Here is a 24,203-nt window from a genome sequence, read left to right on the forward strand (position 1 = left end):
AAATCTCTTATCATGAAAAATAATTTTAGAGAATTTGCTATTTCCAGCTGGTCAATTGACAATCGGATTGCCATTTTCATCCTGACTGTCATTATTACGGTTGCGGGACTGGTTTCTTTCCAGCTTTTGCCGAAAGAAAACTTTCCGGAAATCCAGTGGCCGGTCATATTTGTATCCACTCCCTACCCGGGTACTTCTGCCGGAGATATTGAAAATCTTGTCAGCAGAAAAATTGAAAAAGAGCTCAAAGGGCTGGAAGGGATCAAGGAAATCAACAGTACCTCGATCCAGGACTTCTCCAGTGTGTTCGTCGAATTTGAAACCGACGTCGATTTGGTGGAGGCAAAACGTGAAGTACAGGAAGCGGTAAACCGGGTAAAAAGTGAATTGCCCAACGACCTGCCCGGTGACCCGCAGGTCATCGACATTAATCTTTCGGAGATTCCGATTATGTTTCTCAACGTCTCAGGACCATATGATAATGTAACCCTGAAAAAATTCGCAGAAGAACTCCGCGACGAAATTGAAAAGCAAAAGGAAATCCTTCGCGTAGATATTGTCGGAGCGCCGGAGAAAGAAATCCAAATCAATGTGGATCTCTTCAAAGCTGAAGCCGCCAGTGTCACTTTAGGCGATATCGAACAAACCGTAAAAGGGGAAAACATCATCGTCTCCGGCGGAGAACTCAATATCGATGACCAAAAGGTATCGGTAAGGATCAACGGAGAATTTAAGTCCGTAGAAGAAATCCGGAATCTGGTGGTGCGCTCAGGAAAAGGGAATATCGTTTACCTGAGAGATGTTGCTCAGATAGTAGATGGGTTCAAGGAAAAAGACAGCTATGCCCGTCTCAACGGGCAGCCGGTTCTTACGCTGAACATTATCAAAAAAGCAGGGGAAAACCTCGTAGATGCAGCCGATAAAATTAAAGTCACCACAGCAGAAATGCAGGAAAACCGCTTCCCGCAGAATCTCACCATTACGCTTTCTGCCGACCAGTCCCAACTCACCAGAAACACGCTGGGCGAGCTGACCAATACCATTATCATCGGGTTTATCCTTGTGACGCTGGTGCTGATGTTTTTTATGGGTCTTCGCGATTCACTCTTTGTTGGTCTCGCCGTTCCGCTTTCTTCTTTTATCGCTTTTGCTGTTCTTCCGGCACTGGGATACACGATGAACCTGGTCGTGCTTTTTTCTTTTATTCTCGCATTGGGAATTGTGGTGGATAATGCGATTGTGGTAATTGAAAATACCTACCGGATGTTTACAGAAGAGAATCTGCCGATCATTACTGCTGCCAAAAAAGCTGCCGGTGAAGTAATCGGGCCGGTATTTTCAGGAACACTTACTACGGTTTGTCCATTTCTCCCCCTGCTTTTCTGGAAAGGGCCGATTGGAGAGTTTATGGGTTTTATGCCTGTGGTAATGATTATCACATTGTTTGCTTCTCTGTTTGTAGCCTATGTGATCAACCCGGTATTTGCGGTTGCTTTTATGAAGCGGAGAGAAGATAATGAGGGGATTAACCACAAGCAAACCTGGCTTTACACAGTTTTGGCCGTTGTCAGTGGAATCATCATACGCGTAATGGGGGGTGTTTCTCTGGGAAACTTCATGTTCTTCATGGCTGCCTTCGTACTCCTCCACACGTATGTGCTGCGTTATATCATAGAAGTGTTCCAGCAAAGAATGCTCCCATGGATCAAGGAATTTTACAGAAAAACGCTGCGCTGGTCCCTGGATCATGCCGGGTTTGTTGTACTGGCAACCATTGGCTTCCTGTTCGTTTCAATGGTGATTGTGCAGATGGCAGGGTTGAAATACATCCAGTTTCCCCCTACGGATCCCAACTTTGCCTATGTATTTAATGAGCTGCCCAATGGTACGGATATTGAAGTAACTGATTCGATTACCCGCATTCTGGAAGATCGGGTATACGAAGTAATTGGCAAAGATAACCCGCTGGTGCGATCGGTTATCACCAATGTGGCTATTGGCGCGGGAGATCCCAATTCGTTTGACCAAAGCACATCCAAAACCCACAAGAGTAAAATCACGGTGGAGTTTGTAGGGGTGAAAGAGCGAAACGGCGCCTCCACACGAGAGATTATGGACAAGATCAGGGAGAATATGGCGGGAATTCCCGGTACAAAAATCACCGTGGACCAGGACAAAAATGAACCGCCCGGCAGCGCACCGATTGAGGTTCAGGTAAGCTCCGAAGACTTTAAGTATATGATGGCGGTCAGCGAGGATTTATTTGCCTATCTCGACTCATTAAGTAGTTCCGGGGCTATTGCCGGACTGGAAAAGCTGAAATGGGATGTAGACGAAAAACGCCCGGAACTGATCATCAACATCAACCGCGACAAAGCACGCGAACTGGGCCTGAGCAGCGGGCAGATCGGGATGGAACTCCGAACAGCCATTTTCGGAAAAGAAATCTCCAACTTCCGCGCAAATGAAGATGAATTCAAAATCATGCTTCGTCTTGACGAGAAATACAGAGAAGAAATTTCCACCCTGCTGAACATGCGCGTAACCTATATGGATATGGCCACCGGCAGATTCCGCTCCGTACCCATTTCCTCTGTGGCCGACTTTAGTTATTCTTCCAGCTACGGCGGCATTAACCGTACAGATCTGAAAAAGTCGGTAAAAATCACTTCCAATGTACTGACCGAATACAATGTCAATGATGTCTTTAACGACGTTGACTATGCGGTACAGACATTTATCAAACAAGGGCGTAAGATGAAAGAGGTCGATGTTACCGTAGGCGGACAAACCGTAGATATGGCCGAACAGGCATCATTTCTTGGCGGCGCGTTTATGGCTGCGATCCTTCTGATTTTCCTGATTCTCGTTACACAGTTTAACTCCTTAAGCAGTGTATTAATCATCATGGGACAGGTTTTACTCAGTATTGTGGGGGTGTTTCTCGGACATGCAATTATCGGCATGGACTTTTCGGTTGTATTGTCTGGGGTTGGAATTGTAACACTCGCAGGGATTGTGGTAAACAATGGCATCATCCTGCTTGACTTTTTCCAGATTGAACTTAAAAAAGGAATGCCGCTGAAAGAAGCGATCATTGAAGGGGGCGCGATCCGGTTTACCCCTGTGTTTTTGACCGCATCTTCTACGATTCTGGGATTGGTTCCGCTGGCCTTATCACTTAACATCAATTTTGCCACGCTGCTTTCTGACTTTGATCCCCAGATCTTCTTTGGTGGAGACAGTGCTTCTTTCTGGGAACCATTTAGCTGGTCCATCATATTCGGGCTTGGGTTTGCGACTGTAATCACACTGGTCATTGTCCCGGTTCTTTATTACATCGCAGCCAATTTTGGAAACTATGTTCAGAATCTGCTCAACTGGCTAAAGGAAAAGCTGGCTTTCCGTTTCGGAACAAACCAGGAAGAATCATAGACTTTAGATAAACATTCGTTCCAAATGTTGAAATCCCGCCTGGTTCAAAAGACTAAGCGGGATTTTTCCTATATTCGAAAACTCTTACTTAAAAAGGACGAACCATGCTTAGCAAATTTGTCGGCGTTTATATCTTATTGATTGTATCATCGCTTTCCTCTCTGAATATTCTGCAAGCCCAGGCGCCTCTTCCGCCTAAAAGCAGCGGGGAGATACAACATGCCATCCACAAACTCCAGGTTCTGGGAAGTGTCATGTATATAGCTGCACATCCCGACGATGAAAATACCCGTCTGCTGGCCTATCTCGCTGGCGAGAAAGGGTACCGCACCGCGTACCTTGCCATGACCAGAGGCGACGGAGGGCAAAACTCCATCGGTGAAGAAGTCGGACCACACCTTGGGATCCTTCGTACACAGGAATTGCTTGCCGCGCGTAGAATGGATGGCGCCGAACAAATGTTCTCCCGTGCCTATGATTTTGGCTATTCCAAAAACCCGGAGGAAACTTTCCGGATCTGGGGCAAAGATAAAATTCTCGCCGACGTGGTCTGGGCCATCCGGAAATTCCAGCCCGATGTGATCATCACCCGTTTTCCAGGCCCGGAAAAAGGTGGTGGCGGACACGGTCACCATACAGCCTCAGCCATGCTGGCGCAAGAAGCTTTCGATCTGGCAGGCAATCCCAATGTATTTCCCGAACAACTGGCTTATGTTCAGGTCTGGCAGCCCAAACGCATTCTATGGAACACATGGGCACCAGGAAACCAGCCCGATTACGATTTTTCTCATACCCTGACCATCAACGTCGATGCTTACCAACCCCTCCTTGGTAAAAGTATAGGTGAAATTGCCGCAGAAGCGCGAAGTATGCACAAATGTCAGGATTTTGGCGTCGCACCGTGGCGGGGAGAAGTCTTCGAATACCTCCAGCACGAAAAAGGCGAAGAAGCGAAAACTGACCTCTTCGACGGAATTGTAACGAGTTGGGATAGAATCGGTGAAAGCAAAACCGGAAAAGTGCTCGAACAAGTTTACCACGACTACCAGTCCGCTAATCCCGCGGCCAGCATTCCGGGCCTTCTCAAGGCATGGAAAATGATGGAGGGAAAACAAGGATATTGGTACGAACAAAAAAGAAAAGAAATCCGCAACCTCCTGGTGTACTGTGCGGGTATTTTTATGGAAGTGTCCAGCCAGGAACCCATGACGGCACCGGGCGATAGTGCCCGTCTTACGGCTCAGATTATCAAAAGATCAGATGCAGTCGTCGAGCTTAAAGGCATCGAGTGGAATTATCCCGGCGTTTCGCTTTCCCTGAACCAGCCGCTGAAAAATGACCACAAACTCCTCTCCTTTGAGAAAAAATTTCTCATCTCCAATACGCCTCCCAGCCAGCATTACTGGCGGAGAGAACCTATGGAAAAAGGCTCATTCCAGGTTAGCGACCAGCAACTGATTGGCTTGCCGGAAAGCCCCGCAGCACTTACCGCAACATGGAAACTGAAGTTTGAAGATGTGGAAATGGATGTGGCACTCCCGGTCATCCATCGTTATGTTGACCGGTCGAAAGGCGAACTTTACCGCCCGTTTATTTTCGCTCCGCCCGTAACGGTCAATATCGCGGATGCAGTTTATTTGTTTTCCGACAATCAGGTAAAAGAAGTCAAAATGACCGTCAAGTCGTTCCTTCCTTCGGGAAATACCCGCCTGAAACTTTCTGTTCCCCCAGGTTGGGAAGTAACACCTTCCGAAATCAATCTCAAACTGGAAGGAAAAGGAACTGAGCAAATGGTATCTGTCATGATTACCCCTCCCGACAATCAGCAATCAGGAGACCTGAAAGTCGTGGCAGAAACCGGAGGCGTTTCGGGATCATATAGTTCGCGCACGATTGCCTATGACCACATTCCGGTACAGATGGTATTTGATCCTGCCGAAACCCGGCTGGTTCGTATAGATCTTGAGAAAAGGGGAGAATATATCGGCTATATCATGGGCGCGGAAGATGAAGTACCCCTGGGACTGGAGCAGATTGGTTATAAAGTAGATCTGCTGGAAGACGATAAAATTCTCACTGACAATCTGTTGAAATATGATGCCGTAATTGCTGGCAACCGTTCGTATTACCGGCGTAGCCGGATGCCCTTTCACAAAACACAGATTCTCGAATATGTAAAACAGGGCGGTACGTATATCGTACAGTACAACAAAAACTTTGAAATCCCCAGAGGCGAAGAGCCTGGCCCCTACCCTTTGAAGCTTTCCAGAGACCGGGTTACGGATGAAGATGCAGAAATCCAGTTTCTGGTACCTGACCATCCGGTATTAAATTTCCCAAACAAAATTACCGAAGCAGATTTTGAAGGATGGATTCAGGAACGGGGGTTATATTTTCCTTCAGAATGGGATGATAAATACACGGCGGTGCTCTCTTGTCATGATCCGGGAGAATCTCCTCAAAATGGTTCTCTCCTGATAACCCGCTATGGAAAGGGTTATTTTATCTATACCAGCCTCTCTTGGTTCAGAGAACTTCCGGCAGGTGTACCGGGCGCTTACCGCCTTTTCACCAATATGATTTCTATCGGAAAAGACGCGAGGTAATTGTTAATTGTCAATTGTTAATGGTTAATGATTAATTTTTGATGGGTATGATGGAAGAAGATCCTAATGAAGAACTGAGGAAGATCGTTCCTTTTATCAAAAACTGGAATACCTTTTACGCACTCGTATTAGGGGAACTGGTAGTGCTGATTGGTTTGTTTTATTGGTTTAGTAAAGCTGTTGCATGAGTTATATTGACTGGTTTGTCATGTGCGGGACTGTCCTGCTGATTGTGGTTTATGGAATCTACAAAAGCAGGAATATCAAAGATATCAGAGGTTATCTGCTGTCGGACAATGACATGAAATGGTGGACCATTGGTCTGTCCATCATGGCTACTCAGGCAAGTGCCATCACCTTTTTGTCCACGCCCGGGCAGGCCTTTGATGACGGGATGCGGTTTGTGCAGTTTTATTTCGGTGTCCCGATTGCCATGGTTGTGATCTCCATCGTTGTGATTCCGATATTTCACCGGCTCAATGTCTATACTGCCTATGAATATCTGGAACAGCGGTTTGACCTGAAAACCCGCTCGCTGGCAGCTATGTTGTTTCTGGTATCGAGGGGAATGGCGGCAGGATTAACGATTTACGCACCAGCGATTATCTTATCTACCCTCCTTGGCTGGCAAATTGATGCCACCTGTGTAGGTATCGGGTTTGTAGTGTTGATTTATACGGTGGCGGGGGGAAACAGAGCCGTAAGCCATACGCAAAAGCAACAAATGTTTGTGATTCTTGTGGGAATGATCATGGCAGGTGTTGTGATGATCTTCAAATTACCCGCGGATGTTTCATTTTCAGATGCGGTATTTATTGCCGGGAAAATGGGCAAACTCAACATCATCACCTCCCCTTCTTCCTGGGCTGAATTTGATATTAAAGACCGTTATAACCTCTGGTCAGGGCTGATTGGCGGCACGTTTTTGGCGCTTTCCTATTTTGGTACAGACCAGTCTCAGGTACAGCGTTATCTGGGCGGAAAGTCATTGACCGAAAGCCGTATTGGCTTGCTGTTTAATGGAGTTTTCAAAGTGCCCATGCAGTTTATGATTTTGTTTATCGGGGCGATGATGTTTGTTTTTTATCAGTTTAACGCCCGCCCTATGTTTTTTAATTCTCCCGACCGGGAGAATATTGTTGCCAGCAGCACCGGCCCGCAGTATCTGGAAGTAGAAAAAAATTATGAAACCCTTCATGAGGAAAAAGCAGATCTGCTTCGCCAACTCCTTGCCGCCAGGAAAGAGGGGAATGCGCCCCTGATTGAGCAGACAGAGGTTAAACTGAAACAGGTCGAGTCAGAGGCGATTTCTACCCGAAAAACTGGCATAGACCTGATCAAACAGCAGAACCCCCGCGCCGACACCAATGATCTGGATAAAATTTTCCTGACCTTCGTGCTGAACCACTTACCGGTAGGATTGATTGGCTTGTTGATGGCCGTTATTCTTTCCGCTTCGATGTCCTCCACAGCAGCCGAACTAAACTCATTGGCGACTACGACCATTGTAGATATTTACAAACGCCTCGTTCACAAAAACGATGATACGAAAAACTATCTTAAAGCTTCCCGTTGGGCGACTTTTGGCTGGGGAATATTTGCGATTGGTTTTGCACTGTTTGCCAGTGAGCTGGGCAACCTGATACAGGCCGTTAACATTCTGGGCTCCCTCTTTTACGGCACTTTGCTGGGTATATTTGTTGTCGCCTTCTTTATGAAAAAAACCAAAGGCCGGGCCGTATTTTTTGCGGCGATCATTGCAGAACTCGTAGTAATCGGTTTTTACGTACTTCCGCAGATTTTCCCATCTATTCCGGACATTGGTTTTTTGTGGTTTAACCTTATCGGTTGCCTGGTTGTCACCGGGCTTGCGGCAATCTTTCAGGCAGTTTTACCAGAATAAGGGATAAAAAAACGCCGTCCTGATTCAGAGACGGCGATATTGGGCAACATGGTAATGCCGGAAAGCATTTAATCATTCTTCGAATAAGCTATGTTTTCTGGTACAGGCGCAAGTTCTGTTATTTCAAATTCTTAATCAACCGTATTTCTACGCATTTTTTCTGATACGTAGAAATACGGGTAGCCTGTGTTATTCCTTCACAATCCGCACCGTCCGCCGCTGCCCGTCAGCGTCCATAACAACAATATATACACCCGCTGCCAGAAAACCCATATCCACTGTCAGTTCCTGCGGCCCGGCTTTCATCGGCTCCGACTTGCGGATCGGCATCACCGGGCGACCCAGCAGGTCGTAGAGCGTAATCGAAACCTCTGTTGTTTGCAACAGTTCAAACCGCAGGGTGATTTCGCCGGTGAAAGGATTGGGGAAAGCGGTGAGGGGGATGGGATTCTCCAATAAGTTCGATGCAGCCAATTTATTGGGTAAAATATACGGCTTATAAAGGTTGCCGTTTTCACAAAAACTTTGAATTTCCGTAGCACTCACCGGAGGCGGTAGCGGAGAACCATCACATCCCCCAAATCTCGAAGGAACCCCTACTAACAAAGATGCTGTCTGGAATAGATTACTTGTATTGGAAGACGATAGAACTTCAATAGATTTCCCTGCCCGAATAATTACAGGTGGGCCATAAATAATATCTTCGGGTGCTGAGGGTGGGGGCGGAATAAAGGTTTGAGACGAACCAATCCAGCAATTATCTAACGTTATTTTTCTTAGTGCTTCCCTGTCCGTAGTTATCTCTACTCCGGTAAGACTGAGGTCCATTGGTAATCCATTTCCGCCCAATTCCGCTATGGGTGTTCCCGAGGGAGAAAAAAGAGAAGTAACCACATAATCTTTCATGTATTTTGCAGTTTGATTACAAACGGGCGTTGTCCAGGGTGCGAGATGGGATACATAATATGTTCCAGGAGAAGTGTTTGTGCTATCCAATTTCACTTGATATGAAGCCATAATCACTACATACTCGGTATTGGTATTCATAGCCTCCGCATCCGTTCGTTTCAATAGTACCTTTAGCTTTAATTTAAACTGCGGTTCATACGTAAAATCACCAAAATTCAAACGATTTGTTAAGGAATCTGCGCCGGGCGAAGGTGACGGAATGGCAAGAAGAACCCGTTGTTCATCCAGACATTGAAAAGGATAGAAACCTGTGCTGTAGGTGATTTTTCCGGCGTCATTTACTCCCTTTGAATTATTATTGGAAGTGGTAATATCGGCTTTGGGCCAGAGATCAACCTGGATTCCGGATTCGTTGAGTCGCTCAACAAAGGACAAATCATTATAACGGCTGCCCAGCTTAGTCATAGATACCGGGCCATAAAATGCTAATGGGCTTTTTATGAAGGGAGGGCCTAGCGATGTGCTGATTTCCCGAACCATTTGAAGCGTGGTATCTACACTGATATTTGCTTCATTCTGACCAATTTCATAAATAATGGCGGCATCTATCGAAACCACTTCTAATTGAGAGGCCGGATTAAGAGCGTATTTTAAAGGGTTTTTTAATTTGTATTGATAAATACGAGGGAACACCGCAGGAACCGTTGAGTTTCCAGTAGAACATCCGTATAAATTTTTGTTTACCGAGGAAGATACCTCGAATGTTGAAAATTCGAGAACCGGCGTTTCTAGTAAATTGAAAACTCCCAAAACATAATCATAGATTGGTTTCTGAAGGGGCGGCGGAGACAGGGATTGGGCAAAGTACGTGTTACGTACTGACCGGCTATGTCGGTTTTTAAATGGGCGGTCCAATTCGATTCATTAAAATCCCGCCAATCCCAGACGGAGGTCGTATGCGTAAACGTCGAAGCATCAAACCCGTCACATTGGGCAAGAAGGGTCGGCCCGAATCCGAAGAACAGATTCAGCGCAAAAAAGAATTTGAGGGTATTCATTGGGGTATTCTTATTCCGGTGAAAGTATCTTGCACATAACTGTTTCCAATCGCACGATAAAAATAAACGTCCAGGGTATCTTTACTGGGAGAAAGTTTCCCCGTTCCGGTAACTGTGTAATGTTCGCAGTCCCAGCCTTCAGTGGCATAAAGATCAAATCCGGTGGCTCCTACTCGAAAATTTCTGGTATGACAATCAGGGAAAAAATTATTCATGACTGCAATATTCCTTGCCATAAAAGTATCCCACTCTACAGCAAGTTCAACCGTAAAGCTATCCACCACCCGGCTGGTCGTTTGCCCCCGGTATTTCCCCCAAAGGGGCAGGTCAAATAAATCCACGACATAAACGGTTTTTGTTACCGTGTCTATGCCGTCGTCTCCGGGAAAACAAGCGGAAGATTTGCGTTTGCCAATCAGGGTAATGGGAATCGGGCCATACGGATAACCAAATTCGATCACCACGGAAGGCGTTTTTCGATGGTTGGTATCGGTTCCGATTATCCACTCATAACTTTCCATTTCTTGTACAGCTGTAAGCAGGAGTTGGCTCAATTTATACATCGTATCCTGAAGCGGAAGAGCTATATCCGAAGAGAAACTCTCTTCCATGACAAAGTCCGCGTTTAGCGGCACCTCCTCCATACAGGGGTTGTAGTTCGGGCACTCCGGATTGGTCGGATCGTCGCATTTGCATCCGGTGAGGAGTGCGGTCAGGAGTAATAAGATCACTCCGCAGAAAATCAATGCGTATTTATTCATGGTTTTCTTATTTTCATTCCTTCACAATCCGCACCGTCCGCCTTTGTCCGTTGGCGTCCATCACAACAATATATACCCCCGCTGCCAGAAAACCCATATCCACTGTCAGTTCCTGCGGCCCGGCTTTCATCGGCTCCGACTTGCGGATCGGCATCACCGGGCGACCCAGCAGGTCGTAGAGCGTGATCGAAACCTCTGTTGTTTGCAACAGTTCAAACCGCAGGGTGATTTCGCCGGTGAAAGGATTGGGGAAAGCGGTGAGGGGTGGCCTTTTTTCAGGTTGCGTAGGGTTGTCGGGCGCTGCTACCCTGCTTGCCAGTTGATTGGCCTTATAGCGGGTTGAATTGCAAAATGCTTTGATAGTATCTACAGGAACCTGAACAAAGTCTGTATAGTTACACCCCAGGACGGATTTGACCCCGACTTCTAAATTGATTCCTGGAGGCAGAGATACCCCGGGATTGACAATGACTTCTCTGCCGGCAGCCAAAGTAAGCGTTACTCCGGCATTAAGCGTCAGCCCACCTGTAACCATAATGACACTTCTCGCTTTTAGTATGGTGTTCTGGTTAAAAGTCGTTGAACCGTTGACGATCAGCGTATCTGGAAAATAAGTATAAGGTGGAAGAGCTGCCGAAGTAAATCGAACCGGATAGGTGAGTATTTCAAATACCTGATTGACTTTGCCATAAACATTTTCCTTAAAAACATATTGGATCATGAGTCGGAGAAAAACCTGTGAGCCAGGCTCAAAATCCCCTACAATATAATCTTTCAGACACTCCAGCGTCAGAAATGGGGAAACATAGTATTCTTCTTCTCCATCAATATTGGGAAAAGAAGGAAAGTAAGAATATGTGCTTAAATCCTGAAAATAGTCATAATATTCTTCAATCCGGGTTGCAGGAGAACCTTTTACGACCAAAGCGGCCAGAATGACGGTTTTTTCATCATCCACTTCTGCTGCCGGGTTAAAAACATATTCGATATCCTCAAATCTGTACCTCGAATAAGCATCTAGCCAAGAATTATAGGAAAGAAGCGAACCGGGAGGATCTTCATAACCAAACTCATACGGATATAAGCCACGCTGAGAAGCTGACATTTTTTTAACAAGTGGCGAATCCAGAAGAGCAAAAACACCAAGCGGCTCGTTGTAGGTGGGGTAGTAAAACCATGGAGATGTTGATTCGGCACCATCCGTACCTAAACTCCCTGGGGTGCGGAGTAAAATGGAGGAATTGCCACCAATAGATCCAAAGTTTTTTATAGAACCAGTTATCGCCATTTCTGCCTCAATCACAGAAGGACTGGGCGGGCGGCTGGGAGAAGATTTTAATCCCATCGCTACCAATATCCTGTCGGTTTGATCTCCAATAATTTTTAGCCCCGTTTTTACTTTAAATGTGCTATCAGGAGTCCCGGTTGTATCATTCACAAACCCCATATCTTTGATGTATTGGGTGATTTCACCGTCAATTGCTGCGGTAAGCCATTTATCAGTTGCCCCTATTCCGGTTTTAATAATACTTCCTACAACTCCCAGTGCAATTTGCTCAAAGGAAGACAATCCGGGCGGTGTTTTATATTTTGCGATAAGACCATCAATATTCTTATAGGTAACGGTTCCGGCTTCCACATCTAATCCGTTTTTATATACAGTGGTGAGAAAATCCTGATTGTTCAGGAGTGGGCTGGAGCCATTGGTGTTGATAACCTGGCTGGTTCCAATCAACCTGCCGGAAAGATTTACCAGCGAGGTATCTACGACCCCAAAATCCACCTGGATCTCAGAGTAATTCAGGCATATACATGGATCGTAAGCCAGATCAAACTCCGCAGCAAAAAACTCGGAAGTACTGGTGGCACGACTCACTGTTGCAGCCTTAGCTACGGAAGTCTTTTCACTCAGAGCCTGTGCAATATTATTGTTTTTCATCAATAATGTACTAGGTTTTATTAATGGATTATCCAACGTTCTAAACCGAAGTTCTGTTTGCATCAAGTCAGTTGTTGGATTAATCCCCTGAAACGAAGCCAGAATCCTCAGTCGTCCTGTATAGCGGTTATAAAGGTGGCTGTGTTCCGTTATAGGTATATCCGCCTCCCGGAGTCGGGATATAAACCTCCCAGATAGGATTACGCCATTCAAACCGGTTGCGAAGGTTGGGACGGGCATTGTTTAATGCCGCAGCGGAGTCTGTTCGGATAAGCCCATTACAACAGGCTTGTACAATCGTAGAGTCATTGGCAATACATTCCTGTGAGTGCAACTGGAAGGGTAGGGAAAGTAAGACCATCAACCACGCAGTTGTGAACCCAAAGCTATATTTTTTCATACAACAATGTAGTTAGAGATGAATCCGGACGCCCCGGAACTGTTTGGTAATGCCTACATTCACCTGGCAGATCGGATGCCAGTAAAAATCAAACCGTAGTGAATCGAGATTATCGGGGTTCAAGGTCATCAAACCCTGCATACAATTGCAGAATCCATTATTCTGGCCAATGCTGTTTTCTCCTATTAACAATTGCCGGTGAGCCCAATTTCCAACTACAAAAAGCGTATCACAAGCCTGCTCAAACCCGCCTATAATAGGCTTGATATTAAAAGCAGGATGAATCGGGTCAATCGAATAACAAAGATTCACGATCGCCTCAAATGTATCTAGCGGAGCTGTAGAAATCACCCCACGGTACCGGCCATTGAGCAGGGAGTTACATCCGGTTTTCTGAAAGAATGTCCGGGCAAGACTATCCACCCCGTCATCATCCGGAAAACACATTATATCTGGTTTTTTGGTAACTTTCAGCCTTATGGTTGTATTTCCCGGTGGGAAATCACTTCGTGCGACTGACCGGGTACGGATCACCTCGCTCCCGATATGCCATTCATATTGGGCATCGGCTTCCAGTGCATAAAATTCCACCAGTCCGGTAACAACTGTATCAGTATCGTAGGTTTCCCAATCAGGCGGATACCCAAGATAAAAAGCCTCCCGTATTTCGAAAGCAGCACTTACTGGTTTTTTATCTAAACAAGGATTATAATTCGGACATTCGGGATTGGTCTCATCGACACAGTAGTTCGGGCACTCCGGATTGGTCGGATCGTCGCATTTGCATCCGGTGAGGAGTGCAGTCAGGAGTAAAAAGATCACTCCGCAGAAAATCAATGCGTATCTATTCATGGTTTTCTTATTTTCATTCCTTCACAATCCGCACCGTCCGCCTTTGTCCGTTGGCGTCCATCACAACAATATATACACCCGCTGCCAGAAAACCCATATCCATCGTCAGTTCCTGCGGCCCGGCTTTCATCGGCTCAGACTTGCGGATCGGCATCACCGGGCGGCCCAGCAAGTCGTAGAGGGTGAGCGAAACCTCTGTTGTTTGCAACAGTTCAAACCGCAGGGTGATTTCGCCGGTGAAAGGATTGGGGAAGGCGGTGAGGGGGATTTCTGCCACAAATCCGTTGGAGGACGGGAGTTGTTGAGTTTTGGCAGAAAGCTGCCCCGCTTTATACTGGGAAGAAGTACAATACGTATTTAACCATGCAGGGTCTTTAGGCAGATTTACACTCCCGCAGCTCATCGGGATAACCCCGGGCACCAACTCAATATTGGGCAATATCTGTGCATTCGGAGGAACCACAATTTCCGCCCCGGCACTCACCACTACCGGGTTGGCAGCGGAAATATTGCCCGTAACGGTGATTTTCCGCCACGCTTTCTGATCGGTGGTTAATACTCCACTGATGTTTTTCTCAAAGGGAAGGATGACCGAAGTTGGAAGCGGGGCAGTCACCTCCTGAATTTTTACGGGAAAGGTAACGGTTTGCAAAGACACATTGGGTAATCCTTCCGTGTCAAGAGTACTGGACAGATAAACATTGGCAAATCGCAGATACACCGTGTCATCGGAACGGGGCGAATAACTTGATCCGGTGCAGTTCAGGGAGGAAAAATAGTGGTATTTGTCCAGATACATCGATAGATTTTCCAAACATTCCAACGGTAAGAATGGCGAGATATAGGTATAATCGCCGACTCCTTCTTCCAGGTTTCCGTATTCGATCACATGGCTGTACGAGCCGTTGGACAGATTATAGGGTTCATCCGAAGGACTTTTAATAACCAATGCTGCGGAAATTTCGCTTTTTGAAAAATCAATTCGCGCTGCCGGATTGATCGCATATTTAATGGCCGATGCCAGCCGGTAGGAAATGTTTTCGGTGACAATTTCGGTTTCTTCGAGGCTGTTACAGTTGCCCGAAGTCGAATATGTCTGCGTGACATACCGGTTTATCACCGGCGTTTCCAGCAAGGCAAACACCCCCAATTCTTCGTTGTAGAGCGGATAATAAGGCTGTTGGGGATAATTTGCCTCCGGCAGGGTACTTGTGCCCAGGCTGCCGGGAACGGCGATTTCGGTGACAAGTTGCTGGTCTGTATCCTGTAACGTACCTGCCATTGTAACCTCTGCTTTAATGATGGCAGGGATTGCCTTACTCGGTTTGGCGGGCTGCCCCGATTTTTTGAACTTCAGGACAGACTGCGAAAAATTAATTGCTTTTGACGCAATCTTAAAAGGGGCCGTAATTTTTTTCCCTCCGGGAATTATGCCTGCTACTTCTACTCCTAAATCGATCATTGCCTTCAGCACATCCAAGGCTGCCACAATATCAAATTTCCCTTTTGCCCCCATTACTGGTATCAGATCATTGTAAATATCCCCCGCTTCCTTGTAGATCTGCGCTCCGGCCTCAACATCATAACCATTAGCGAATACAGAACTTAAGTAATCAGGATGAAAATAGGGAGAGCCTCCTACACCCTGATAGTAGCTCAGGAGATCCACCTGGGTTCCCAGCAACCTCCCATAAAGTTTAATATCAGATTCCTCGACAAGCCAGAACTTTACCCTAAAGGCAGACTGATTATGACAGACACAAGGGTCATAGGCTATCGGAAAAACCGCATGGACAAACTTTAATGTCTGGTTGGGATGAAGAAAGGTTCCTTTAACTATTGCTATGCGTGTAGAGTCATCAAGAACCTGGGCAACCGGATTTACATATCCCAATAACCCGGCTGGGCCATAGTCTGTGCGATCATATTCTGTTGTAAAACTCAATTCAATTTCAAATACATCATATCCCGTAAGGTCAGAGGCACCAAATACATGAAGCATACCGGTATGCCGGTTATACAAAATCAGATAAGGCAGTTGGCGATTATAGGACTCATTACCGCCATTGACCGTTTTACCAAACCCCCAGTGAATCAGTTCCCAGCCTTCTTCCGGGTAAAAATCACTGGCGGCTTCTTTTGCCAGAAAATTCAGGTCATAGTTGTTGTTATAATACGGACTATTAAAATAGGTAGTACCGCTATAGGTTGGGCCGTACAGATGAACTGGCTGAATCGAGTCATTCATCCAATCAAAGGTATTGGCAAGCGCAGGGCGTTCCAGATTGTAGGCTTTTCCCGGGCGGGGGTCAGTGGAGATACCCACCGAATCGGTGCAATAGGGTTGTCCCATAACCAGATTTCCTAAGAGGAAAGCCAGAAAAAATATAGATAGGTATTTCATTTTTGTAAATTTTTATTATTGCCCCTGGAAAGGGGCAGGGCTATACAGAGTTGTAGAGAAAATACATGTGCCTCTATAACATTCTCCCTTCAAAAATGTATTTTACTATGTTTGGCTGCTCGTTGCGGCGATCCAACGTATATTCACAGCGAACTTTATTCCTGTCGCCTGTTTTGTCGGGATCCCAGGTCAAAATACCGTTCGGATAATCACAGGCAGAGGTACCCACAAATCGCAACTTTCGGTAAGTAATTGCACTCTGATTGAGGACATCTTCGCAGCCTCTTTTAAAATTATACATTTGTGTAACAAGGAAAGGATCGCCGGGGTAAATTTTCAGGGTAATGGTATCTTCTGGATTTCCATTAAGAAAGCCATGATAATCAGCAATCCATCGGTGTTTATCCGTAAACACCACTTTTCGTACCATGGTATCTGTGCCGGTATCTTCCGGAAAACAATTTGTATTAGGTGTACCCTGAACCATGAGTTTGATCTCAATGGGCACAAATTTGGGGGCCTGGGCGAAGTTGAGGGAAACCCTTGGCGTATCATATACTCCCGCCCCGATTTGCCAGGTATAAGTCTGACCGGGTTTTTCATCCAAAACTTCAAAAATCAGATTGGAGGCCCGTACAGTATCAAAATAAACCGTATCCAAAACCTTTGTTGTTGCAAAAGACCCATTCTCAATGATCCGAAAATCCGCACTCACCGGTGTCTGATCCCAACAAGGATTATAATTCGGACATTCGGGATTGGTCTCATCGACACAGTAGTTCGGGCACTCCGGATTGGTCGGATCGTCGCATTTGCATCCGGTGAGGAGTGCAGTCAGGAGTAAAAAGATCACTCCGCAGAAAATCAATGCGTATCTATTCATGGCCTCTCGTTGAAGTGTTGTGTAGTTGACTTTCCAATTCTGCGATCCGGTCGTGCAGTTGCAGCACGTAAAGGTACAATTCTTCGATTTTTTCCATTTGTTTCACCGCGATCTGCCCCACCTCAAAACCACCCGCGGCGTCTATTTCTGCCTGCGATGGCATGCCCGGCAGGTGGCCGTGTAATTGGATATGGTTTTTTACCGCTGCCAGTGTCGGCAGCGGGTATTCCGGCAAAAACACATAGTCGGCATAGCTGCTATTGACAAATACACGGCCCGTGGCAATCCCCTTTTGCACAAACAGCAGGTAATCATTGCTGGCCGTGCTGACATTGCCTACTGAGACTTTGCCGTCGTTCTGAATCACCATTTTTACGCTCGAAAATACCTCCGCATCACTTTTGGTCTGCGTCGCGTTGCCGTTATTGGCGATGGAGGCAAACTGAATCGCACCCCCTACGCTCGACCAGATCACCGCGCCACCGTTGTTGCCGCCATCTGTGTCAAAAGTCCAGGTTGTGCCCGACCGCGTCGCATTAAAGCCAATATAGGCGGTTCCCCAGTTTAGTCCGCTGCCGTAGGCGGTTCCCATGCCCAGCTTACTGATCCCTGCACCTGCGCGTAGCCCCTGAGACTGAATCTTGAAGATTTCGCTGCTTCCGGCAAAAAAACTGAAACTATGCGCAGTATTGGACGGCATTTCAAACCGAAGCATCCCCGCACTCATGCCCAGTCCGTAAAATGAGCTGCCGCTGGTGTAAAGCGACAACATTCTGCTCTGATAGGCAGTCCCAAAGTCTAAGAGATATTGTGGATTGTTGTTATTGATCCCCACTTTTTCCGCCCCGCCAATGGGGTTGTAATAGATTACCCCTGAGCCGGTCGAACTCCAGGTGCTTTGGGCTATCATATCAGCACTTAGCAATAGGATAGGAAGAAGGAAGAAGGAAGAAGGAAGAAGGAAGAAGTCGTCGCATCGTGTTTGGGTTTTTAGGTGTTATAACAAACAAACGTAAGTTCTGCTTCTTTCCGATCTTAATCAACCGTATTTCTACGCATTTTTTTTGATACGTAGAAATACGGGTAGCTGTAACTAATTCAATAGGTTTAGTTATGATACCGTAAAATAGTCTTGGCAAGCATTCGTTTTACCCATAGATTTGCCCATGTCCCTTAACACATTCATTATGATGAAATATGCAAAGTATTGGTTCATTGCGCTGCTGATTTTCCCCGGAGCAGCCCTTTTTGCCCAGCAGTCTTTACCGGAAATCGAGCAAGAACTACAAGTCCTTTCCAGAGATATTCTCACCCATGACTCACTTTCATTCAAAATACAGCAAAACAAACTTTTCACCCGCCTCATGATCGAAACCCTCAAACGGCCCGAAAGCTTTGACTACCCGTTTGACTCGCTCAAAACCATATCCATTCTTGAGCCGGAAGACCATAGCTTCCGCATTTTTACCTGGCATATGGTCGACAAAAACTATAATGAATATTATGGCGAACAATACCACTACTATTTTGGCCTTGTTCAGCGCAAATACGAAGAAAACGGTAAAACCGAATTTCTGGTCATCCCATTGGTAGAACTTCGAACCATTCCCCGCGGAGTAGAAAACAGTGTACTGGACAACGGCAGTTGGCTGGGTGCATTATACTACAAACCCAAATACCACGACTATATTCCCTCCTATACAGTAAAAGCCATTGACTACCGGAACGGGAAACCCAAAAATGTAAAAAATACCGTTTACCTCCTGTTGGGCTGGAATGGAAATGACGAAAAAAGCAATTACAAAATTGCGGACGTACTCTCGTTTGATCCAAAAGACAAAAACCGGGTGTTGTTTGGTGCCGACATTTTCTACTTCGATCAGATTCCCAAATACCGGGCTTTGTTTAAATATTCCGAATATGCCCCGTTCAGCCTAAACTACAGCTATGTACAGGACGGCGGTAAAAAGAAAAAAATGATTGTCTATGATCACATGGGAACGCCCAAACAGGGAGATCAAAAAATGGAGGATGTATTTGAAACTGGTGCAGACGGATCCTATGATGCGCTCTATTTCTATAAAAAAGTAGGCTACTTCGAATGGTATCGCAATGTATCGCTGGCAGATAAATATATCAGCAGCGAAAACAGAAAACAGCAGGAGGAAGTCAGAAGAAATCAGCAAAAAATCGCCGAAGACCGCGAAAACGCGATGAAAGGGGAAAGCGATGTTGCAGAGCAGTTTAACCTCATGGAAAAAGGGAAATCGTCCCGTACAAACTATAATCCATACAGCAAAAAAGCCCAAAAACAAATGCTGAAAGAATTGGAGGCTCAACGCAAAAAAGAAGAGGAAAAACTCAAGCAGGCAGGGATCAAACTACCCGATAGCGATCAGTAACAGGATTTTTTTCGGGCAGATACGAAAAACCTTTTGTTAGGTTTTGCATAAATTTATATTTTTGACGCATAACAGGTTATTAATAGAACTAAAACTGAAGTTATGCAAGGGAGAGATGAAGTGTATTCGGAAAAGATTAGAGCAGGGAAACGCACTTATTTTTTCGATGTAAGGTCAACCCGCTCCAATGATTATTACATTACCATCACAGAAAGTAAGCGCAGGTTTAACGGAAGAGGCTATGACAAGCACAAAATCTTCCTTTACAAGGAGGACTTCAATAAGTTCCTTGCTTCGCTAAACAAAACCGTAGATCATGTCAAAAATGAATTAATGCCCGACTATGACTATGATGAGTTTGACAGACGTGAAATGGATTATGATGATGACGACGACGATGACAGAAGAGACCGCGTCGACTATGAAGGGGATGCTGACGGTGAAATAGAGAGCCTGCCTTCATGGGAAGAATAACAAACAAAAAGTAAATGAATATAAAAAGGAGTCGCGAACAGCAACTCCTTTTTTTTTATACTTTTTTTCCTTGCGGGGAATAAAAGCATATCGCCGCATGTCTAATGCGTAAATATTAATCAAACACATATGCATACGGTAAAACGATTCGCAACCTCAGTTGCGGCATGTATCTTATTGTCCGCCAGTGTATTCGCACAGAATGACCAGGCCGACAGAAAAGCCTTCCATCAGGAAGCCCAACGATATGCCAAAGAAAATATCGTTCCGGTCATGAAACCTAAGCGCCAACAGCTGGAAACCTATCTTTCAAAAGAAGAAAAGGCCAGACTCAGCGAAATTCGTACAGAAATGCAGGCCCATCGCAAGGAAATGCAAAACAGAAAAGGGCAATTTGGCGGAAGGCCAGAACCCGGGTCAAGGCCCGATGAAGCGCAAATCAGTCAGATGAAAGCACAACGTGAAGCCCACAGAGCCACGATGGAATCTGTGAAAGCGATTGCCGATAATCACAAAACAGAAATCGACCAACTGCTGGCCGATGTGCAACCCAAAATGGAGCAGTGGAGAACCGATATACACGCCATTGCAGAAAAAAATGGCCTCCAACCTCGTCAACGGCCCGAAGGAATGGGTAAGGGACAACCCATGGAAGGACGCCCCCGCAACGGAGAAGGCTTTCATGGAGATAAGCCTGGCCAGTCAGGTGGTCCGGGTATGCGCGGGCCAGGTATGGGTGGCCCCGGCATGATGGGCTTGATGAACATTACTCAGCCCGTAGGGTTTTTGCTTTGGGATGCAGATGGTGAATTTCCGATAATGAATGAAATGGGCCAGGGTGTACGCACATTTCCCAACCCTGCGGCGGTTTCAAGCACCCTCGAATACAACGTAGGTGAAGCAGGACAGGTAACCATCCATATCCTGAACGACAAAGGAATTGTGGTAAAAACACTCGTAAATGAAGTCCAGACTAAAGGCAGGTATGAAATACAAACCAGCGTCAGCGAGCTGAGCAACGGTATCTATTTCTACCAGATAAAAACCCCCTCAGGCCTCGAATCCAGAAAAATTTTGATTGATAAGTAGATCGGAGATCAAGCTCCATACATTTAAACGCAGAGTAACGCAAAGTACCACGCAGAGTACGCAGAGAATTCATTTTTCCTCTGCGAAACTCTGCGATTCCTTTGTGGGACTCTGCGTAAACCTTCAATATGCAGAATAACTCCGCTATTTTTTTAGATAAATTGTTTTTCCCTTTGCCGCAGACTTTACGGCTGCATCCAGAATTTCCATTGCCACCATATTTACAGCCAACGAACCGGGACTCCCCGCCGGATCAATATTCCCGCGGATCACACCGGCAAAATAAGAGAATGCATCATTCTGCGGTGCGACTAATGGCGGCTCTTCCTGCTTATATTCAGCGCTTTTTTCATTGAGGCGGATAACCATATTCCGCCCGTCAATGGTTTTGGCATATCCGGTTTTCCCGTACACATGAAAATCTTTTCGACCCATCGGCCAGTTCCATGAAGCCTGGATAATCGCCTGCGCTTTGGGGTAGGTTACAATAATGGTAGCCTCATCATCCACTTTCGGGTAAATATCCGGTTTGATCTGCTGCGTGATTGCCGTTACAGAAACGGGTCGTTCGCCATTCATTACCCAGGTCGCGAGATCAGCACCATAACAACCAAAATCCATCACTGCCCCCCCGCCGTTTGCTACAGGGTCGGTCAGCCATGCAAGAAATTCCTCACTGCAACCGATTTCCCTCGGCCCCTGATGACCATCGTGGATCACCATTTTCCGCACTTCACCCAGTTCGTTGTCTTTCACCATCTGCGCTACTTTGTGGTTGGAAGCGTACCAGGTAGTTTCGTAGTTGGTGATCAGGTGAATGCCTCCGGCCTGCGCCGCTTTCTGCATCTTCATGGCATGATCGAGATTCACCGCCAAGGGCTTTTCTACCATGACATGAATTCCCTTAGCCGCACATTTTTCGGTAATGGCCAGGTGATCATAGATACTCGAAAATACAGAAACAGCCTCAGGATGAGCTTTTTCCAACATGGTTTCCAGATCAGGATAAACCAGATCCATGCTGATTTTATATCTTTCACAAAGTCTTTTTGCGAGTGCCTGATTGGCCTCCACAATTCCGACAATTTCAATATCACCTTTATCGGGACGCCCCAGAATCCCATGCACATGGTCGTGCACGAGTCCGGCAACCCCCAGCCGAAGCGGTTGGGTCGTTTGGGAAAATAATCCCTGAAAGGAAATAAAAATGGCAGTGAGGGCGGTAGTAATCCTGAAAATCATGATAAGTATGATTAAAATGAAAGAAAAATGAAGATAGACGATTTTTGCTATTTCCACTAAGGGTGATTATCTTTTCTCCATACTATCTACCAGCTATTATCTCATGAGCGATTTACAAATAAAAAAGAATCCCAAAGAATACGATGTATGTATCGTTGGTTCGGGAGCAGGCGGCGGTATGGCTGCTAAAATTCTCGCCGATGCAGGCGCCAAAGTTGCCGTCCTCGAAGCCGGGCCCTGGTTTGATTCGGCAGAAGGAGAAATGTTTAAATGGCCCTACCAGTCTCCGCGAAGAGGTGCAGGAACCCACAGACCTTTTGGCGAATTTGACGCAGCCTACGGCGGTTGGGAAATCGAAGGAGAACCCTATACCCGCGTAAAAGGCACCGAATTTGACTGGTTTCGTAGCCGCATGCTTGGTGGTCGCACCAATCACTGGGGGCGAATTTCTCTCCGGTTTGGCCCCAATGACTTCAAGCGAAAAAGCCTCGACGGACTCGGCGATGACTGGCCCATCTCCTATGACGATATCAAACCTTACTACGACAAAGTAGATCAACTGGTAGGGATTTTTGGATCGAAAGAAGGCATTTACAACGAACCTGACGGCATATTTATGCCACCGCCCAAACCGCGGGGATACGAACTGCTGATGAAAGAAGCCTGTCAGAAAATCAACATACCGATTATTCCCAGCCGCCTTTCGATCATCACACAACCACACAACGGACGGGCAGCTTGCCACTATTGTTCGCAGTGTAACAGGGGCTGTTCCACCTACTCCAACTTCTCATCACCACCTGTTTTGCTGATGCCTGCACAAAAAACAGGAAACGTGGATATTATCATTCACGCGATGGCAAGAGAAGTCACGACCGACAAAAACGGACTGGCAACCGGTGTTTCTTATGTCAACACCCAGGACATGATGGAATACCAGGTGAAAGCCAAAACCGTCATCCTTGCCGCCAGTGCCTGCGAATCCGCGCGGCTCCTGCTCAATTCCAAATCGAGCCGTTTCCCCAATGGACTGGGAAATTCGAGCGATGTGATGGGCAAATACCTGATGGACTCCACCGGCGCATCCATGGCCGGACTGATCCCCAAGCTGGTAGATTATATTCCCCACAATGAAGATGGAGTCGGCGGTGCGCATCTGTATATTCCGTGGTGGCTGGACAACAAAAAACTGGACTTCCCCAGAGGGTATCATATCGAACTTTGGGGAGGAAGAAGAATGCCCGCTTACGGATTTATGGGAGGCATTCAGCGAATCAACCAGTTGCTTGGAGAAATCGACGGCAGTCCCCGCCCAAGAGGCGGAGGGGGTTATGGCGCAGATCTGAAAAACGATTATCGCCGATTGTTTGGTGCAGTGGTAGGTTTTTCAGGACGCGGAGAACCCGTAGCACTCAAAAGCAACTATTGCGAAATAGACCCCAATGTAGTCGATAAATTTGGGATTCCCGTCCTACGGTTTAACTACAAATGGACCGATCACGAAGTGCTTCAGGCCAAACATATGCAAGACACCTTTGAAGAAATCATCCACAACATGGGAGGCACACCCCTGGGCGAAAAACCCGGAAAAGACCAGGACTACGGACTGGCCGCACCCGGTCGGATCATCCACGAAGTGGGTACTACACGTATGGGAAAATCCCCAAAAGATTCGGTACTCAATGAGTACTGCCAATCCCACGATGTAAAAAACCTGTTTGTCGTCGATGGCGGATCATTTGTCTCCATGGCAGACAAAAACCCCACCTGGACCATTCTCGCCCTTTCATGGCGGGCAGCAGATTATATCATTGAGCAGACCAAACAACAAAATCTTTAATCAACG

The 24,203-nt window shown here is 46.3% G+C and carries 17 protein-coding genes; 8 read left to right on the forward strand and 9 right to left on the reverse strand.

Annotated elements, in window-relative coordinates; translation table 11 throughout:
- The first annotated feature begins 12 nt into the window (after nt 1-12).
- From R3D00_17625 to R3D00_17640, 4 genes are all read left to right on the forward strand, one after another.
- Nucleotides 13-3,435, forward strand: a complete 3,423-nt coding sequence (locus R3D00_17625) for an efflux RND transporter permease subunit (GenBank protein MEZ4775008.1) — start codon at nt 13-15, stop codon at nt 3,433-3,435.
- Nucleotides 3,436-3,539: 104 nt separating this feature from the next.
- Nucleotides 3,540-6,041 carry a PIG-L family deacetylase gene (locus R3D00_17630; GenBank protein MEZ4775009.1) on the forward strand — a complete coding sequence of 834 codons (2,502 nt, stop codon included), beginning with the start codon at nt 3,540-3,542 and terminating at the stop codon, nt 6,039-6,041.
- A gap of 47 nt (nt 6,042-6,088) precedes the next feature.
- A complete protein-coding gene (locus R3D00_17635; GenBank protein MEZ4775010.1) occupies nt 6,089-6,229 on the forward strand; it encodes a hypothetical protein in 141 nt (46 codons plus the stop codon).
- Nucleotides 6,226-7,944: a sodium:solute symporter gene (locus R3D00_17640; GenBank protein MEZ4775011.1), complete on the forward strand. Its 1,719-nt coding sequence runs from the start codon at nt 6,226-6,228 to the stop codon at nt 7,942-7,944. Before R3D00_17635 ends, R3D00_17640 begins: the two co-directional genes overlap by 4 nt.
- A gap of 189 nt (nt 7,945-8,133) precedes the next feature.
- Here R3D00_17640 and R3D00_17645 read toward each other — a convergent pair whose 3' ends face one another.
- The 8 genes from R3D00_17645 to R3D00_17680 all read right to left on the reverse strand — a co-directional run bounded on the left by R3D00_17645 (nt 8,134) and on the right by R3D00_17680 (nt 18,060).
- Nucleotides 8,134-9,546, reverse strand: coding sequence for a T9SS type A sorting domain-containing protein (locus tag R3D00_17645; GenBank protein MEZ4775012.1), 1,413 nt, complete (start codon nt 9,544-9,546; stop codon nt 8,134-8,136).
- Between the two features lie 361 nt (nt 9,547-9,907).
- Nucleotides 9,908-10,672, reverse strand: coding sequence for a hypothetical protein (locus R3D00_17650; protein ID MEZ4775013.1), 765 nt, complete (start codon nt 10,670-10,672; stop codon nt 9,908-9,910).
- A 13-nt stretch (nt 10,673-10,685) separates the two neighbouring features.
- Nucleotides 10,686-12,611, reverse strand: a complete 1,926-nt coding sequence (locus R3D00_17655) for a T9SS type A sorting domain-containing protein (protein ID MEZ4775014.1) — start codon at nt 12,609-12,611, stop codon at nt 10,686-10,688.
- A gap of 127 nt (nt 12,612-12,738) precedes the next feature.
- Nucleotides 12,739-13,011 carry a hypothetical protein gene (locus R3D00_17660; protein MEZ4775015.1) on the reverse strand — a complete coding sequence of 91 codons (273 nt, stop codon included), beginning with the start codon at nt 13,009-13,011 and terminating at the stop codon, nt 12,739-12,741.
- 12 nt (nt 13,012-13,023) lie between these two features.
- Entirely contained in the window at nt 13,024-13,863 is an 840-nt protein-coding gene (locus R3D00_17665; GenBank protein MEZ4775016.1) for a hypothetical protein, read from the reverse strand.
- 13 nt (nt 13,864-13,876) lie between these two features.
- Nucleotides 13,877-16,267 carry a T9SS type A sorting domain-containing protein gene (locus R3D00_17670; protein ID MEZ4775017.1) on the reverse strand — a complete coding sequence of 797 codons (2,391 nt, stop codon included), beginning with the start codon at nt 16,265-16,267 and terminating at the stop codon, nt 13,877-13,879.
- Between the two features lie 73 nt (nt 16,268-16,340).
- Nucleotides 16,341-17,150 (reverse strand): hypothetical protein, encoded by an 810-nt coding sequence (locus tag R3D00_17675; protein ID MEZ4775018.1) that lies wholly within the window; start codon nt 17,148-17,150, stop codon nt 16,341-16,343.
- Entirely contained in the window at nt 17,143-18,060 is a 918-nt protein-coding gene (locus R3D00_17680; protein MEZ4775019.1) for a hypothetical protein, read from the reverse strand. Before R3D00_17680 ends, R3D00_17675 begins: the two co-directional genes overlap by 8 nt.
- A 277-nt stretch (nt 18,061-18,337) precedes the next feature.
- On the opposite strand from R3D00_17680, the gene R3D00_17685 reads away from it, so the two are divergent.
- From R3D00_17685 to R3D00_17695, 3 genes are all read left to right on the forward strand, one after another.
- Entirely contained in the window at nt 18,338-19,552 is a 1,215-nt protein-coding gene (locus R3D00_17685; GenBank protein ID MEZ4775020.1) for a hypothetical protein, read from the forward strand.
- A 102-nt stretch (nt 19,553-19,654) separates the two neighbouring features.
- On the forward strand, nt 19,655-20,026 hold the full coding sequence (locus R3D00_17690) for a DUF3276 family protein (protein ID MEZ4775021.1): 372 nt from the start codon (nt 19,655-19,657) through the stop codon (nt 20,024-20,026).
- Nucleotides 20,027-20,155: 129 nt separating this feature from the next.
- Entirely contained in the window at nt 20,156-21,115 is a 960-nt protein-coding gene (locus R3D00_17695) for a T9SS type A sorting domain-containing protein (protein MEZ4775022.1), read from the forward strand.
- 144 nt (nt 21,116-21,259) lie between these two features.
- Here R3D00_17695 and R3D00_17700 read toward each other — a convergent pair whose 3' ends face one another.
- Nucleotides 21,260-22,357: a Gfo/Idh/MocA family oxidoreductase gene (locus R3D00_17700; protein MEZ4775023.1), complete on the reverse strand. Its 1,098-nt coding sequence runs from the start codon at nt 22,355-22,357 to the stop codon at nt 21,260-21,262.
- Between the two features lie 103 nt (nt 22,358-22,460).
- Between R3D00_17700 and R3D00_17705 the strand changes: the two genes are divergently transcribed.
- Nucleotides 22,461-24,197, forward strand: a complete 1,737-nt coding sequence (locus R3D00_17705; GenBank protein MEZ4775024.1) for a GMC family oxidoreductase — start codon at nt 22,461-22,463, stop codon at nt 24,195-24,197.
- Nucleotides 24,198-24,203: the final 6 nt, after the last annotated feature.

This window comes from Bacteroidia bacterium (assembly GCA_041391665.1).
Taxonomy (GTDB): Bacteria; Bacteroidota; Bacteroidia; order J057; family J057; genus JAGQVA01.